Here is a 15,759-nt window from a genome sequence, read left to right as displayed (position 1 = left end):
AATCCCCACCGGGTCAGCGCTCAACAGCTAGCCCGCCGCGAGGCCCTCCTGGGCCGCCTCGGGAGTCGCTTCCCGTTGCGCGGTCGGGGGAACGTGCCTGAGCATGATCATGACGAGGACCGCCACCGCGGCGAGGACGGCGACGCTGACGGCCGCGAAGACGTTCATGCCGTCGGCGAAGGCCTCCCGCGCGGCGGCGAGGAGCGCGGTGGCCTGTTCCGGGGGCAGGTCCGGCGCGATGGCCACGGCTCGCGCGATGCTCTCCTGGGCGGCGGCCGCGGCGGGACCGGGCAGTCCCGCGGGCAGGTCGGGCGCCAGCCGGGCGACGTACACGGCGGCCCCGACGCTCCCCATGATCGCGACGCCGAGCGAGGCGCCCGTCTCGTTGGCGATCTGCGCCATCGAGGACGACGAGCCCGCCTTCTCCGGAGGGGCCGCGCCGACCACCATGTTCACGCCCAGCGACAGCATCGGCCCCTGGCACAGGCCGATGATCACGAAGCCCGCGATCAGCACGGCGGGGCTGGAGTCCGCGTCGAGCCAGGTGAAGACGACGTACCCCAGGGCGACCCCGAGCACCCCCAGCCCGATCAGGAGCGCGGGCCGGATCCGCTGGCCCAGCACCGGTGCGACGGTCGTGCCGATCACGCCCGCCACCATGCCGGGGACCATGCAGAACGCGGCCCGCAGCGGGGTCAGCCCGGACACGGATTGCAGGAACTGGGTGATGAACATCATGCTCACGCCGCCGACCACGCCGAACAGCAGCAGACCGGTCAGCATGACGCTGAACGACCGGTCGCGGAACAGCGCGATGTCCACCACCGGATCGGCCAGGTGGCGCTGGCGGCGGACGAACAGCCAGCCGAGCCCGAGCCCCGCGGCACCGACCACGACGGGCAGCGGGTGCCAGCCGTAGCGGGCGGTCTGCTTGAGCGTGTAGGTCACGGCCACCATCGCGCCCAGCGACAGCACCGCGCTGGCGACGTCCGGCCTGCCCGCGTCGGGGTTCTTGAACTCCGGCACCAGCACGGGGCACAGCACGAGCAGCAGGACCATCACCGGCACGCCGATCAGGAACACCGAGCCCCACCAGAAGTGCGCGAGCAGCACCCCGCCCACGATGGGGCCGAGCATCGCGCCGACCGTGAACCCGGCCGCCCACACGCCGACGGCGACGCCGCGCTGCCGGGCGTCCCGGAACATGGTGGTGATGAGCGCGAGCGACGAGGGGGCCAGGGTCGCCCCGGCGACGCCCAGCAGGGCGCGCAGCGCGATGAGCATGGCGGGACTGGTGGCGAACGCCGAGGCCAGCGACGCCACCGCGAAGCACGCGGCGCCGATCACCAGCAGCTTCCGCCTGCCGATCCGGTCGCCCAGCATGCCCATCGTGACCAGGAAACCGGCCACCACGAACCCGTAGACGTCGAGTATCCAGAGCTGTTCCACCGCGCTGGGCCGCAGGTCGGCCGACAGCCCCGGCAGTGCGAGCAGCAGCACGAACATGTCGAAGGTGACCATCAGGACGGCCAGGGTCAGCACGGCCAGCCCGGCCCACTGCCTGGCGCCCGCGGTCCCGCGATGCGTTTCGTCGACGGTCACTGTCCGCATGTCCTCTCGCCATCACCGATCGCCCTGGTCGCGGGTGCCCTCTCGTCCGGAGAGTTCCAGTTCCCACCGGGAACGGCACCTTCCACCTTGCGGTGTGCGGACCGGGACCCCGCGGGTGAATCGTCCGATCGCCGCACGCTCCGAGAACACTCCGCGGCGGAATCGCGACACCTTGGACACGACCTGCCGGATCGGGGACGACGTCGAACGGTTCCCGTTCGCCGAGGAGGAACATTGGCCAGCATCGCGGGTAGGGCTCGGCGGCGCGTCCTCACACCGAACATGTCCGAGACGCACCTGGCGGTCCGCGGCTTCCCGGAGAAGGACCAAGCGTCCAGGGAGGCGCTGGAGGCCGCGGGCGGCACCTTCCTCACCGGTTTCGGGTACGCCGCCGAGGCCGCCTCGGTCGACGAGGCCGAGCGGAACCTCGACACCGTCGAGTCCCCGCTGCGGGGCTTCGCCTACGAGGGCGCGGGCATGGCGTACGCCATCCGCGACGGCCTGCCGTTCGGGCACCACCACCACGTCGCCGACTTCCTCGCGGGCCCGGCGGAACCCCACACCTACATGACCTGCGTCGGCGTGGGCTGGGCCTTGGCCAAGGTGCCGAGGTCCCGCTGGGCCGCGACGACCGGCGGGGTGACCGACCGCATGCTCCGCTGGCTGGTCCACGACGGCTACGGGTTCCACCAGGCGTACTTCGAGACCGACAAGTACGTGCGGCGGCAGTTCCGCGAACAGGACTTCGGCTGGCCCGCCGACGGGCCCGCCTGGTACGCCGCGCGCGCCATCGACCAGGGCATCGGCCGGGCGCTGTGGTTCGTCGGCGGGAGCGACGTGACGATCGTGGCCAACATGGTCGACCGGTTCGACGCCGACCGCAGGCCCGACCTGTTCGCGGGCGTCGGACTGGCCGCGACCTACGCGGGCGGGGCGGACGAGGGGGAGCTGCGCTCCCTCGTCGAGCGCGCGGGCGACTGCCGCCCGCAGCTCGCACAGGGCAGCGCGTTCGCGGCCTCCGCGCGGGTGATCGCCGACCTGACCACCCCGTACACCGGGCTGGCGACCCGCGTGCTCTGCGGCGTCACCCCGGAGCGCGCCGACCGGATCTGCCAGGAGACCAAGCCCGGGGGCGACGCGGACGACGGGACACCCGCGTACGAGGTCTGGCGGCAGCGCATCGCCGCCGTGCTGATCAGCACCGCGCGGAGTGAACCGTGACCGCCACCGACCCGCGGGCCGCGGACCGCCGGACACCTCCCGGCCCGCCGGTGCGGCGGACGCCGAGCCTGCTCGTCCAGCTGATCCGCGACCGGCTCAGCCTGGTCACCTCCGCCGCCGACGAGTACGGCGACGCGGTGCGGATCGCCATCGGCCCCAAGACGCTCTACCTGTTCAACCACCCCGACCACGCCAAGCACGTGCTGGCCGACAACGCGGACAACTACACCAAGGGCATCGGCCTGATGCAGGCCAAGCGCGTACTCGGCGACGGGCTGCTCACCAGCGACGGCGACCTGTGGCGGGCTCAGCGCCGGGTCATCGCGCCGGTGTTCCAGACCAAGCGGCTGGCGAGCCAGGCCGAGGTCGTCGCCGACGAGGCGGGCGCCCTGGTCGCACGGCTGCGCGCGCACATCGGCCACGGGCCGGTGAACATCCTGCACGAGCTGACCGACCTGACCATCAGGGTGCTCAGCCGCACCCTGCTCGACGCCGACCTCGGCGGGTTCCCGACGCTGGGCCGGTCGTTCGAGGCCGTGCAGGACCAGGCGATGTTCGAGATGGTGTCGCTGAACATGATCCCCTCGTGGGTCCCGCTGCCCAAGCAGGTGCGGTTCAAGCGGGCGCGCAAGGACCTCCAGGGGGCGGTCGACTGGCTGGTCCGCCACCGCGACGCCAATCCGACCGACGGCGACGACGTGCTGGCCCGGCTCATCGAGTCGACCCGCGGCGAGGCCGACCCGGCGGTGGGCAGGCGGCGGATGCGCGACGAGCTGATCACGCTCCTGCTCGCGGGCCACGAGACCACCGCGAGCACGCTCGGCTGGTCGTTCCACCTGGCGGGCCGACACCCCGAGGTGTGGGAGCGGCTGCACCGCGAGGCGGTCGAGGTGCTCGGCGACGGGCCGCCCCGGTACGAGGACCTGCACCGGCTGACCTACACCGCCGCGGTGCTCCAGGAGTCCGTCCGGCTGTACCCGCCGGTGTGGATCCTGACCCGGATCGCCCGCGCCGACGACGTGATCGGCGGCTACCACGTGCCCGCCGGGTCGGACGTGCTGATCTGCCCGTACACCCTGCACCGGCACCCCGACTACTGGCCGCGGCCCGAGGTGTTCGACCCGGACCGGTTCGACCGCGACCGGTCGGCGGCGCGGCCGAGGTACTCCTACATCCCGTTCGGCGCCGGACCCAGGTTCTGCGTCGGCAACAACCTGGGTCTGCTGGAGGCCACGTTCGTCCTCGCCATGGTGGCCCGCGACCTGCGCCTGGTCCAGGAGCCGGGGCACAAGGTGGCGGCCGAGCCGATGCTGTCGCTGCGGCTGCGCGGCGGGCTGCCGGTGACCGTGCACGCGGCCCGGTGACGGCGCCGCCACCAAGGTCCGATCCCACCCACCCCACGCGGAGGGGCACGACGTGAGCCCGGTAGTCCTCGGCAAGGCGTTGCGCAGGTCGCTCCAGCAGGTCCGGTACGTCGTGCCCGTCGGGTTCGGCGCGGCGGACGGGCTCACCCGCGCGGTGTACCGGCAGGTGGAGCGGGAGTTCGGGATGCTGGCCCCGCCGGTGGCCCTGCACTCCCCCGCGCCCGAGGTGATGGCCGCGGGCTGGATGATCCTGCGCGAGACCATGATCGCGTCCTGGCGGGCGTCGCGGGCGGCCAAGGAGGTCGTCGCGAGCATGGTCTCGGTCAACAACTCCTGCCCGTACTGCGTCGCCGTGCACGGCGCGACGCTGCACGGCCTGCTCCGCGACCCGACCGCGCAGGCGATCTCCGAGGGCCGGGTCGACGACATAGCCGACCCGGAACTGCTGGCCATCGCCACGTGGGTGCGCACGGGTGTGCGGCCGCGGACGACGGCGCTGCCGCCCGACCAGGCGGCCGAACTCGTCGGCGTGGCCGTGGCGTTCGAGTACTACAACCGCGTGGTCAACGTGTTCCTGGACGAGTCGCCGCTGCCCTCGCACGTTCCGGGCAGGATGCGCGGGACCATGATGCGGTTCCTCAGCGTGCTCATGCGCGGCCCGGCGAGCAGGCGGCACGCCGCGGGCGCGTCCCTTGACCTGCTGGCCGCCCGCGGACCGGCACCGGACGCGGCGTGGGCCGCGGGCGCGCCGCACGTCGCCGACGCGTTCGCCCGCGCGGCCGCCACCATGGGCGCCGCGGGCGAGCGGTCGGTGCCGGAACCCGTGCGACGGCTGGTGACCGCCAAGCTGGCGCGCTGGGACGGCAAGCCGCTCGGCCTGAGCCGCGGCTGGGTCGACGAGGCGCTGGCGGGTCTCCCGCCCGCCGACCGCCCGGCGGGCCGCGTCGCCCTGCTCACCGCCTTCGCGTCCCACCAACTCGGCCAGGACGACGTCGACGGGTTCAAGCGCGGCGGCGCGGACGACCGGCGACTCGTCGAGGTCGTGGCCTGGTCCGCCTTCGCCGCGGCCTCCAGCCGCCTGGCGACGATCTCGGCTTCCTACCGCTGATCCCCACGCCCACGCGACCACCCGGCCGACTCGGCCGGGTGGCGCAATGGCGTCCGCGAAAGGCCCCCGAGAGGTCGACCCCCGCGTCGCACCCTTGATACACGGTCGATCCCCGGCCTACATCTCCCTGCTTGCCCGGTGAGAGCAATCAGATAGATATGCCAGGTCACCGACATCACTATTCTGATATCAGAGCGCGATTCCGGGGCCACGAAAGAACTGTTGCACGCCCATCCGCGGCGGAACAGCGCCCGGCTTCGAAACCGAGGCGCCAGGCCTTTGCGCCAATCGAACTTCCCTGGTCACACGTGGAAGGGAAATCACCATGCACAAGCACGTCGAAGAAGCGATCAACATGATGTGGCAGCGGTACGACGAACCATTGACGCTGACCGATCTCGCCGGTGCGGCGTTGTTGAGCAAGTTCCACTTCACCAGGGTTTTCCGCATGGCGACCGGAACGTCACCGGGACGTTTTCTCGCCGCCGTCCGGTTCTACCGCGCTAAACACCTGCTGCTGCGAACATCGTTGAGCATCACCGACATCTCCTACCGCGTCGGCTACAACAGCCTCGGCACGTTCACCACGCGCTTCACCAAGAGCGTGGGCGTGGCCCCCGGCCAGTACCGGCACCTCGCCAGGACCGGCATCGGCATGCTGCCCCCGAGCCGCGGGCCGGTCGACCCGGCGCAGTGCGGCACGGTGCTCGGCAGGCTGCACATCCCCAGCACCGACCGGCGCGTCCGGATCTACGCCGCGGTGTTCAGCAGCCCGATCCTCCAGGGCATCCCGGTGTCCCACGACGTCGTCGAGTACGGGGGTCACTACCTGCTGAACGCGGTCCCGCCCGGCGACTGGCACGTGTGCGCGGCGGCGGTGGAGGTGGACAACTTCGACATCCAGCCGTGGGACCGCAGGCCGGTGTTCTTCGGGTCGAGCACGGCGGTCGCGGTGCGGCCGGGCGCGACGACCGAGGTGGACCTGACGCTGCACCCGACCCGGCCGCTGGACACGCCCATCCTGCTGGTGATCCCCGAGCTCGACAACTGCCGCCCGTCCGAGGCCACCAGGGTGCGCCAGACGCGGTGACACCGGTGCGCGAGCCGGACGACCGATGGCCCTCCCGAGCCTCGCAGGGGAGAGCCATCGGCGGCTTTCACGGGCGACGCGCGGCGCTCTGGGGGCCGCTGAAGTCGCCGCTGAAGAACAGCAGCGGGTCCGACACCGCGCCGAGGTCGATCGACAGCACGGAGCCGAGGAAGATGGAGTGGTCGCCACCGTCGTAGACGGCGGCGAGCCCGCACTCCATCCACGCCAGGGCGTCGGCGATGAGCCGGACCCCGGTGTGCCTGCCGGTCACCCAGTCGACGGCGGCGAACTCGCTCTCGCCGCGCGGTCTCGCGCGGTTGGCGAAGTGCCGGGCGATCCACTCCTGCTCGGCCGAGAGCAACGACACCGCGAAGGCGCCGTTCGCCAGGATGGCCTGGTGCATGGAGCTGGAGCGCTGCACGCACACCAGTACCAGCGGTGGTTGGAGCGACACGGAGGTGAACGCGTTCACCGTCATCCCGCGCGGCACGTCCGGGCCCGCCGTCACGATCGCGACGCCGGTGGCGAACTTGCCCAGCACACCGCGGAGCTTCCGCGGGTCCCGTGCGGCACCGGACTCCACCGGCGTCCGCCGATCGGCCTCATGCATGCGTCAACCGTTCCTCACCGCGGCGACCTCCCGCGCTCGCGAACCCGGCGCCGGACCGGCGTAGCGCGCCAGCGCGGCGCGCAGCGACGACGGCACCTTGATCGGCCGGGCCTCGGCGCCCTGCCCGCCGAGGCAGGCCACCCGCTGCCTGCCCCGCGCCACCAGCTCCTCACCGCCGTCCGCGCCCAGCCGGACGTAGTCGAAGCCGAACTCGATCTGCGTCTGCGTGAGGTCCACCAGCCGCATCCGGATGGACAGCTCGTCGAACAGCGCCAGCTCGGCCAGGAACTCGCACTCCACCTTGACGGTGAACAGCGTCACGCCCGTCCCGAAGTCCGCCAGCACGTCCGGCGCGTTCTCCCGGAGGAACATCTCCCGGCACTTCCCCTGCCAGCGCAGGTAGTTGACGAAGTAGACGTTGCCGATGACGGTGGTCTCCTCGAAGCCCACCAGGTACCGCAGCTCGTAGTACGCGGTCATGACCGCTCCTCGCCCGCGCCGTCACGACGGCCGACCGGTTCCGGGTCGCGGCGCCCGGCGCTCAGGATGTTCTCCCTGATGTCCGCGGCCCGCCGTTCCCCGCGCACGCGCCGCGCGGTCACCACCTGCCAGCCGAGACCGCGGATCAGGCAGACGATCGCGGTCGCGAAGAAGATGGCGTAGACGATGTCGAAGACCATCAGCACCCCGTACACGGTCGCCACCGAGGCGCCGAACATGAACTGGTTGCGCCCGCGCATCGGCGTGGTGCCGGGGTCGGTGATCATGTAGTTGGTGAACAGCACGAACGCGACACCGGTCATCACGCCCAGCGCGCCGTACAGCGAGACGTCGAAGATCCAGTGGCGCACGAACGCCTGGATGGCGAAGCCGCCGAGCCAGCCGACGATCAGCAGGACCCGCTTGGTCAGCAGGCCGTTGATGGTCGTGCCCGCGGTGATGATGATGATCGGGATCATCACCCGCCAGAAGGTGTTGGCGTTCTCGGTGAACTCGTAGGGCGGCGCGAGGCTGACCCACGAGCTGAACACCACGAGCGTGACGGCGATGCCGAAGTTCGACGGGTTCATGTAGTGCCGCGTGCGGCCCGCGATCGGCGCCTGGAGCACGTACTTGGCCCCCACGCCGACGGCCACGCCGAAGGCGATCGGCCAGAACTGGTTGTTGGCGTACAGCAGCATGTTCACCGCTAGCGCGGTGATGTGCGACGGCAGCAGGAACTCGTACAGCCCCCGACCGCCCCGACCCCGGTACCGCGGCTCCCTGCGGTGGGCCCACGCGGCGACCGTCTCGAACGCCAGCTCGGCGGTGTAGGAGGTCAGCACGGCGAAGATCGGCCAGAGCCACGGCTGCTCGAACCCGAGCAGGGTGTAGCCGAAGATGTTGAACACCGAGATGGACATGGCGAAGTTGCGCAGCGCCAGGTAGCGGACGTCGGGCGCGGGCTTCTGCGGCGCGGGGGGCGGGACCGGTGACGGTCCAGCGGTCGCTTCCGGTTGCCGGACTGTGGTCGTCATCGGGGGGAAACCTCCTGCACGGTGTTCGACAGCACGAGCGAGTGCGCGCCCGGCGCGAGTCCGACGGTCTGGTTGTGCAACCGGCCGTCGGCGTCGCGCCAGTTGATGGTGGCCTCGACCGGGCCCGCCGCCTCGCCGAGGCCGAACCGCACCTCGAAGCTGCGGAAGCCGCTGTGGCCGCCGCCGCCGTCCAGGTGCGAGGCCTGGGTGCGGCCGTCCGAGGTCTTGATGGTGACGGTCGTGCCGTAGGCGGGCGCGCCGATCCCGGAGAGCCCCGAGCCCGCGGCTCCGCCGCCGACTGCGGGCTGGTACAGCGCCAGGCTCAACGCCTCGCCGCGGTCCGGCGCCTCGTTGGCGTAGAAGGACGACGGTCCCCACTGCCGGGCGACGGCGAAGTCCAGGGCCCCGGTCCCGGTCGTGTCACCGGTCGCGATGGCCCGCGAGGGGATCTCCTCGTCGAAGCCGAGCTGCTCGGAGATGTTGACGTACCTGCCGTCCGCGCCCTTGGCGTAGAAGGCGAGCACGTCGTCGCCCGCGAGGTCGTCCCCCTCCTTCATGTTCGGCCACATGGCGGGGTTGCTCATCAGGACGTCGTTGATCATGGCCAGTTCCTGCAACCAGTTCCACCGGTTCCGCTCGCCCTTGATGAACCCGTCGGACTGGACGACGGCCAGGTCCCCGTTGTTGAGGAAGTCGCCGAACTTGACGTCCCAGCACCACCCGGTCCACGCTAGGCCGTAGTCCTCCGCGCGCTGCTTGAACGGCGCCTCGCCCGCGGAGAGCCGCGCCCGCATGTCCTCGTTGCCGCTGGTCTGGTTCTCCCAGAAGAAGTTGCTCTCCTGGAGGCCCCAGGCCGAGGTGATGTTGCTGACCATGAGGTCGAAGCGGCCCTTGCCACCGGGGTCGGCGAAGTCGACGCCCATGCCCTTGAAGGAGTCGTCGCCCATCTTGAACGACTTCGGGGTGAGCGGGGAGCCGGAGCCCTTCGTCACGGCGAACCTGATCTCGCCCGGCTCGGATCGGTTGTGCAGCAGGTGGTCGTGGCCGAAGTCGTTGCCGATGTAGAGCTCGGTGAGCCCGTCGCCGTCCAGGTCCGCGCCGGACGCCGACAGCGTCCAGCCGGTGGCGGCGTCGTACGGGATCGCCTTGGGCTCGGGCACGTAGGACGCGCTGGGCGTCGGGCCGGACGTGGCCGAGAGCCACCGCAGGACGTGCCCGCCGCCGCCGTTGGTGGCGCTGGACATCGACAGGTTCATCTCGACGTTCTTGAGGCCGTCGGGGTCCAGCACGTCGGAGTCGGGGAAGTAGTTGCCGATGAACACGTCCGGACGGGCGTCGCCGTCGTAGTCGCCGACGTGGATCGCGTCGGTGTTCCACTTGGGACCGTGGTACCGGCCGTCCAGCGACTCGTTCGGGACGAGCTCCTGCCGCTGGTATGCGGCGTTGCCCACGGTGGTGGCGTCCGCCTTGGCCAGGAACAGGATCGGCGTCCGCCCCCAGTAGGTGATCAGCAGGTCCATCCGGCCGTCGACGTTGAAGTCGCCCGGCGTGCAGCCGGTCGGCGCCATCGTCCGGTCGTAGGGCAGCGGCGCGGGGTCCAGGACGAACGGGGCGAAGCGGTCCTCCTGCGGGGCCGTCGGCGTGTAGGTGACGATCACGTCGTCGGTCCGCGGGTCCACGAGGCACAGCGAGTCGGCCCGGCCGTGGCCGGTGAGGTCGTTGATCGCCACGGACGCGCCGATCCCGGAGATCCAGGCCGCGATGTGCTCGTAGCCGGGGTTCACCTGCCGGAGGTTCTTCATCGGCTTGTCGGCGTACCCCTCCGGCAGCGGGATGGGCAGCTCCCGGAACTTGTACGGTTGGGCCGTCTGGTCCGCGTCACCCGCCGCCACCGCGCTCTGCCCGGCCACGTAGAGCACGAGCAGCGTGATGAGGACGGTGATGACGGGAACGGACTTCCGGGCACGGTCGACTGGCATTGGCGCTGTCTCCTCGGGATCACGGCGATACCGGCGCCCGACGGCGGCGCCCGCGAGCAGGGCGGCGCGGACTCGCCGGTACGAGCGCCACGGAGCCGGACCGCCCGTGGCGATTTGTCTGCCCGACGACCGCGGCGTGCCGGGGGTCGTCGACGCGTTCGAGTACCGCCCGGCGGCGGGGTGCCGTCGAGCCGGGGGTGCAGCCGGACCGCGTGGACTACTGGTCCGCCACGGGGAGGCGAGCCGAGATCACCAGGTAGTCGAAGTCGATCGAGGTCATCATCTGGTCCATGATCACGCCCGCCTCCGCGCCCAGCTCGGCGACCAGCGCGTCGTAGTGCTCCCTGGCGCCCGCCGCCATCCGCTTGCCGGTCGGCTGCATGTTCGCGGTCAGGTCCTCCACCTCGACGTCGGTGAAACCCGCCTCCTCCAGCCATCGCAGGTACTGCTCGCGGGTGGGCAGGTCGGCCATCTCCATGGCCTCGAGCATCTCGGTGCGGGCCTCCTCGGTGTCCGCGACCGGGTGGGGCGGCCGCACGACGTCGGAGAACACCAGCCTGCCGCCCGGCTTGAGCACCCGCGAGATCGACCGCAGCCCGCCGGGCCGGTCGATGTTGATGAAGGACTCGACCACCCACGCCGCGTCGAAGGAGTCGTCCGGGTACGGCATCGCCAGCGCGTCGATCAGCTCGATCGAGGCCAGGTGGTCGATCCCCCGCTCCGCGGCCAGCCGCCGGAACCCGTCGACGTGCGTCCGGCTGATCGTCACGCCGACCACCGTCGCCCCGGTCTGCTCGGCGAGCTGGAACGCGGGCGCGCCGACGCCGCAGCCGACGTCCAGGACCCGGTCGCCGGGCGCCACGCCCATCTTCCGGATCATGACGTCGTTCATCCGCCACTGCGCCACCTCGTTGGACGAGGTGTCGTGCTCGGACTCCCAGTAGCCGGCGTGGTAGTTGTCGCCCCAGACGGTCGAGAGGATGCGGCCGACGACGTCGTTGAACTTGGCGACGTCGGACTCTGCCGGGTCGGCCCCTGCCGGAGCCTGGTCGGTGGTCATCTTTCCTCCAGCGGTCGTCGTCTCGGACTTTCATGCTGGCAGGGCCGACACGCTGGGCCACCTTCGAGGATGCTGCCCGTGGTCAGGTGCTGCCGAGCCCCTCCTATTCACCCGTTCGGAGGAACCTGAAAACTCGTGGGCGAGGGCTGTTGAATCGTCCGCCGCTCGTTCGTCGTGTGAGTAGACCGCCTTCACACGCCGAAAACCGGAGGACCCAGCGTGACCACGGAAGAAGCCCCGCCCAAAGCAGGACGCAAGGAGTGGGCGGGCCTAGCCGCGCTGGCGCTCGCCACCCTGATGATCACGTTCGACATGTTCGCGCTGCTGCTCGCGCTGCCCGACATCACCGCGGACCTGAAGCCCACGACCATCGAGCAGCTGTGGATCCTGGACATCTACGGGTTCATGGTCGGCGGCTTCCTGATCACCATGGGCACGCTGGGTGACCGGATCGGCAGGCGCAGGCTGCTGATGATCGGCGCGGCGTGCTTCGCGGTCGCCTCGCTGCTGTGCGCGTTCGCCCCCACGACCGAGCTGCTCATCGCGGGCCGGGCGCTGCTGGGCATCGCGGGCTCGACGCTGGCGCCGTCCACCCTCGCGCTGATCACCAACATGTTCCGCGACCCCAAGCAGATGGGCGTCGCGATCGGCATCTGGGCGGGCGGGTTCACCCTCGGCTCGATCCTCGGGCCGGTGCTCGGCGGCGTCATGCTCTCCCACTTCTGGTGGGGCTCGGTCTTCCTCTTCGCGGTGCCGGTGATGGCGCTGCTCCTGGTGGTCTGCCCGCTGGTGGTGCCCGAGTTCAAGAACCCCGAAGCGGGCAAGATCGACCTGGCCAGCTCGCTGCTGTCGATCGTCGCGATGATCGCGTTCATCTACGGCCTCAAGGAGGTCGCCCGGCACGGCTGGCAGGCCGTGCCGATCGTCGTCGGCCTGATCGGCATCGCGCTGGGCGTGGTCTTCGCGCGCAGGCAGCTGCACCTGGCCGAGCCGTTCATGGACCTGCGCCTGTTCAACAACCGCTCGTTCAGCACGATGCTGATGGGGCTGGTGCTCTACTCCCTCATCGGCGGGTCGAGCATGTTCTACATCACCCAGTACCTCCAGTCGGTGTCCGGCATGACGCCGCTGAAGGCCGCGCTGTGCCTGCTGCCGGGCATGGTGGTGGCGACGTTCAGCGCGACGATCTCGCCGCTGCTCGGCCAGCGCATCCGGCCCGCCTACCTCATCGCGGGCGGCATCGCGGGCATCATCATCCCGTTCGCGATGTTCTCGCAGCTCGACGTGGACTCCAGCCCGGTCGTGATCATCGTCGCCTTCGCGATCATGGGCCTGTGCGAGGGTCCGCTGCTGGCGCTGGGCACGAACCTCGTGGTCAGCTCGGCACCGCCGGAGAAGGCGGGCTCGTCCTCGTCCCTCACGCAGGTCGCCAACGAGGCGGGCGGGTCGTTCGGCATCGCCGTCATGGGCAGCATCGGCGCGAGCGTCTACGTCGCCCAGCTCGACGACACGGTGCCCGCGGGTCTGACCGGCGACGCCGTCGCGACCGCGCGGGAGAACGTCGCGAGTGCCCTGACCGTGGCGTCCGACCTGCCCGCGCAGCTCGGCGGGCAGCTGTCGACCGCCGCCAAGGCCGCTTTCACCAGCGGCATGAACACCTTCGCCACCATCTGCGTCGTCATCCTCGTCATCGCCGCCGTGCTGATCGCCGTGCTGCTCCGGCACGTGCCGCCGACCGGCTCCGAGGAGATGGGCGAGACCGGCGAGCAGGAGACCGCCGAGGCGCCACCGGCCACCGCGACCCTCGCGGACCAGGCCGACGCCCGGCCGGCGACCTGACCCACCCCCCGATCACCGGTCCGGCGCTCAGATAACCACCGGACCGGAGCACGAAAATCGAAAGGAAGTCATGCGCAAGATCGTCATGTACATGCAGTCCACTCTCAACGGCTACGGCGCCGACCCCGGTGACGAGATGTTCTGGGCGCGCGTCTCCGACCAGACGTGGGACTTCACCAACGAGCTGCACGAGACGTGCGACACCCTCGTGTTCGGCCGCAAGATGTACCAGGACTTCCTGGGCTTCTGGCCGGGCATGGCCAAGGACGAGTCGGACTCGGAAGTGGCCCGTCACGCCCGCTGGCAGTACGACCTCGCCAAGTACGTCGTCTCCACGACGCTGACCGAGGCCGACCCCGCGTGGCCGAACACCCGCATCGTGAGCAGCCTCGACGACATCGCGGCGCTCAAGGACCAGCCCGGCAAGGACATCCTGATCGGCGGCGGGATCGACATCACGAAGTCGTTCGCGGCGGCCGGGCTGATCGACGACTTCTACATCCACGTGAACCCGACCACCATCTCCGAGGGGACCGTCCTGCTGGACGCCCGCCTCGACCTGAAGCTGGTCGACGTGAAGCAGCACGACACCGGAGCACTGGCCCTGCACTACACCAAGGGCTGATCCGCGAGCCGAACGCCCGGTCCGACCACCAGGTCGGGCCGGGCGTTCGGCTTTCCCGTTCTCCGCACGTCGGAAGGCGCGACAGCGCCGAACCGTGCCGCACAGTGGATGGAAGCCATTTCCTGGCTGCGCTGGCGGGATCACGGTGTGACGTTCAGGAGGAAACGAGAGAATGACCGTTACCAGTAATCCGAACACGATCTCGGCGCTGGTGGACTCGTTCATCACCGCACCACCGGATGAACTCGAGGAAAGCTATCGCCGACTGGTCGGCGCGGTGTGGCAGGACGGCGGCCTGACCCCGCTGTCCGTGCCCGCGGTGACCGAGCTGGTGTCTCGGGCGAGCCGGGTCGACCACCTGCGGAAGGCCTACCTGGCCGAGCTGTTCGCGCTGCTGGTGCAGGCCGAGTACCCCGACGTCGACGGCCCGGTGACCGCGGCGGTCGAGGCCGGGGTGGACGGCTACCTGGAGCTCTGGCGGGGCAGCACGAAGCAGGAGCCCCTGTACTGGGCCGTGGCGTACCTGCTGGCGCACTTCCCCCGCGAGCGGTCCCGGATCCTCGCGACCGCGGCCGAGGTGGACCTCGACGAGGACGACCTGTCCCGGATGGACCGCGCGCTCGACGAGCTCGACCCGGACGAGCCGGTGATCGGCCGGGTGTTCCCCTACCCGGCCGCCTACGACGAGATGTTCGAGGCGGAGCGCGAGGTCGACCGGGCGTGGACCAGGACGCTCACCCCGGAGCAGGTCCTCGCCCAGTGGCACAACGACATCGCGGCCGTGCGGGCGCACGCGGGCGCGAAGTCGTTCTACGCCATCCGCCACGGCGTGCCCGTGGCGGTGGTCCCCGACGACACCCCGGTGCGCGAGGCGAAGCCGTCCGACGCCGACGACGTCGCCATCTACGCCCCGCACACCTACGCGCTGCGGTGCCCGCGCTGCCAGGGGGAGCTGGAGATCCAGCAGGGCCTGGGCGAGTGCGTCGGCTGCGACGCGGGCTACCCGATCGCCAAGGGCATGCTGAACGTGCTCACGAGCGTCTACGACGGCAAGGAGCACGGCGACGACTTCCTCTTCCAGCTGTCGAACATCGGCACGATGGCCTACTTCATCGACGTGTTCGCGCGGCCGGCGTTCAAGCGGCTGTGCGGGATGAACTGGGACGACGAGGTCAGCCCGCAGTGGGAGGGCGACTACATCCGCGACCACGTCCGGCCGGTCGAGGGCACCGTGCTTGACCTGGCGGCGGGCGGCGGGCTGTGGACGCAGACGCTCGCCGACGCCGTGGGCCCGGAACGGGTGCTGGCCCTGGACATCCTGCCCGCCAGCCTCGCCACGCTGCGCCACCGCAGGCCGGACGTGCCCGCCGTGGTGGCCAACGCCCGCTACCTGCCGTTCGACGACTCGTCGCTCGGCGCGGTCATCTGCTGGGACGCCCTCCAGGCGTTCCCGGAGGAGGCGCCGTTCGCCATCGCCGAGGTGGGCCGCTGCCTGCGCCCCGGCGGCACCTTCACGCTGTTCACGTTCATCGAGGCCGACGACCCGATCTACCACCACTTCGTGCGCGCGCACCGGTTCCCGAAGACGCACCAGGACGGGCTGGTCCTGTTCGAGCACGACGACCTGGAGCGGTGGCTCGCCGACGCCGGGCTCGAGGTGGTCGACCGGTCCGGCCCGAACCTGCACTACGTGATCACCGCGCGCAAGAAGGGCTGACCGCGGTCGGACACCGGA

The 15,759-nt window shown here is 70.8% G+C and carries 13 protein-coding genes; 7 read left to right on the top strand and 6 right to left on the bottom strand.

Annotated features, from left to right (window positions below; genetic code table 11):
• Positions 1-27 precede the first annotated feature (27 nt).
• Entirely contained in the window at positions 28-1,602 is a 1,575-nt protein-coding gene (locus RM788_RS41470; protein WP_315925587.1) for an MFS transporter, read from the bottom strand.
• A gap of 243 nt (positions 1,603-1,845) precedes the next feature.
• Here RM788_RS41470 and RM788_RS41465 point away from each other — a divergent pair, with 243 nt between their 5' ends.
• The 4 genes from RM788_RS41465 to RM788_RS41450 all read left to right on the top strand — a co-directional run bounded on the left by RM788_RS41465 (position 1,846) and on the right by RM788_RS41450 (position 6,394).
• A complete protein-coding gene (locus tag RM788_RS41465; protein ID WP_315925585.1) occupies positions 1,846-2,832 on the top strand; it encodes a DUF1702 family protein in 987 nt (328 codons plus the stop codon).
• Positions 2,829-4,196 carry a cytochrome P450 gene (locus tag RM788_RS41460; RefSeq protein WP_315925583.1) on the top strand — a complete coding sequence of 456 codons (1,368 nt, stop codon included), beginning with the start codon at positions 2,829-2,831 and terminating at the stop codon, positions 4,194-4,196. Before RM788_RS41465 ends, RM788_RS41460 begins: the two co-directional genes overlap by 4 nt.
• A gap of 52 nt (positions 4,197-4,248) precedes the next feature.
• Positions 4,249-5,304, top strand: coding sequence for a carboxymuconolactone decarboxylase family protein (locus RM788_RS41455; RefSeq protein ID WP_315925581.1), 1,056 nt, complete (start codon positions 4,249-4,251; stop codon positions 5,302-5,304).
• A gap of 325 nt (positions 5,305-5,629) precedes the next feature.
• Positions 5,630-6,394 carry a helix-turn-helix domain-containing protein gene (locus RM788_RS41450; RefSeq protein ID WP_315925579.1) on the top strand — a complete coding sequence of 255 codons (765 nt, stop codon included), beginning with the start codon at positions 5,630-5,632 and terminating at the stop codon, positions 6,392-6,394.
• Between the two features lie 67 nt (positions 6,395-6,461).
• Here RM788_RS41450 and RM788_RS41445 read toward each other — a convergent pair whose 3' ends face one another.
• The 5 genes from RM788_RS41445 to RM788_RS41425 all read right to left on the bottom strand — a co-directional run bounded on the left by RM788_RS41445 (position 6,462) and on the right by RM788_RS41425 (position 11,560).
• Positions 6,462-7,004: a flavin reductase family protein gene (locus RM788_RS41445; RefSeq protein WP_315925577.1), complete on the bottom strand. Its 543-nt coding sequence runs from the start codon at positions 7,002-7,004 to the stop codon at positions 6,462-6,464.
• Between the two features lie 3 nt (positions 7,005-7,007).
• Positions 7,008-7,484, bottom strand: coding sequence for an acyl-CoA thioesterase (locus RM788_RS41440; RefSeq protein ID WP_315925575.1), 477 nt, complete (start codon positions 7,482-7,484; stop codon positions 7,008-7,010).
• Positions 7,481-8,521: an enediyne biosynthesis protein gene (locus RM788_RS41435; RefSeq protein ID WP_315925573.1), complete on the bottom strand. Its 1,041-nt coding sequence runs from the start codon at positions 8,519-8,521 to the stop codon at positions 7,481-7,483. Before RM788_RS41435 ends, RM788_RS41440 begins: the two co-directional genes overlap by 4 nt.
• Positions 8,518-10,500, bottom strand: a complete 1,983-nt coding sequence (locus tag RM788_RS41430) for an ASPIC/UnbV domain-containing protein (RefSeq protein ID WP_315925571.1) — start codon at positions 10,498-10,500, stop codon at positions 8,518-8,520. Before RM788_RS41430 ends, RM788_RS41435 begins: the two co-directional genes overlap by 4 nt.
• A 217-nt stretch (positions 10,501-10,717) precedes the next feature.
• Positions 10,718-11,560, bottom strand: coding sequence for a class I SAM-dependent methyltransferase (locus RM788_RS41425; protein ID WP_315925570.1), 843 nt, complete (start codon positions 11,558-11,560; stop codon positions 10,718-10,720).
• Positions 11,561-11,779: 219 nt separating this feature from the next.
• Here RM788_RS41425 and RM788_RS41420 point away from each other — a divergent pair, with 219 nt between their 5' ends.
• From RM788_RS41420 to RM788_RS41410, 3 genes are all read left to right on the top strand, one after another.
• Positions 11,780-13,399, top strand: coding sequence for an MFS transporter (locus RM788_RS41420; RefSeq protein ID WP_315925568.1), 1,620 nt, complete (start codon positions 11,780-11,782; stop codon positions 13,397-13,399).
• A gap of 70 nt (positions 13,400-13,469) precedes the next feature.
• Positions 13,470-14,024, top strand: coding sequence for a dihydrofolate reductase family protein (locus RM788_RS41415; RefSeq protein WP_315925566.1), 555 nt, complete (start codon positions 13,470-13,472; stop codon positions 14,022-14,024).
• 172 nt (positions 14,025-14,196) lie between these two features.
• Positions 14,197-15,741, top strand: a complete 1,545-nt coding sequence (locus RM788_RS41410; protein WP_315925564.1) for a class I SAM-dependent methyltransferase — start codon at positions 14,197-14,199, stop codon at positions 15,739-15,741.
• The last annotated feature ends 18 nt before the right edge of the window (positions 15,742-15,759 follow it).

It is taken from the genome of Umezawaea sp. Da 62-37 (assembly GCF_032460545.1).
Lineage (GTDB): Bacteria > Actinomycetota > Actinomycetes > Mycobacteriales > Pseudonocardiaceae > Umezawaea.
The sequence above is the reverse complement of the archived record's forward strand: the minus strand, read 5'-3'. Positions and strand labels throughout refer to the sequence as shown.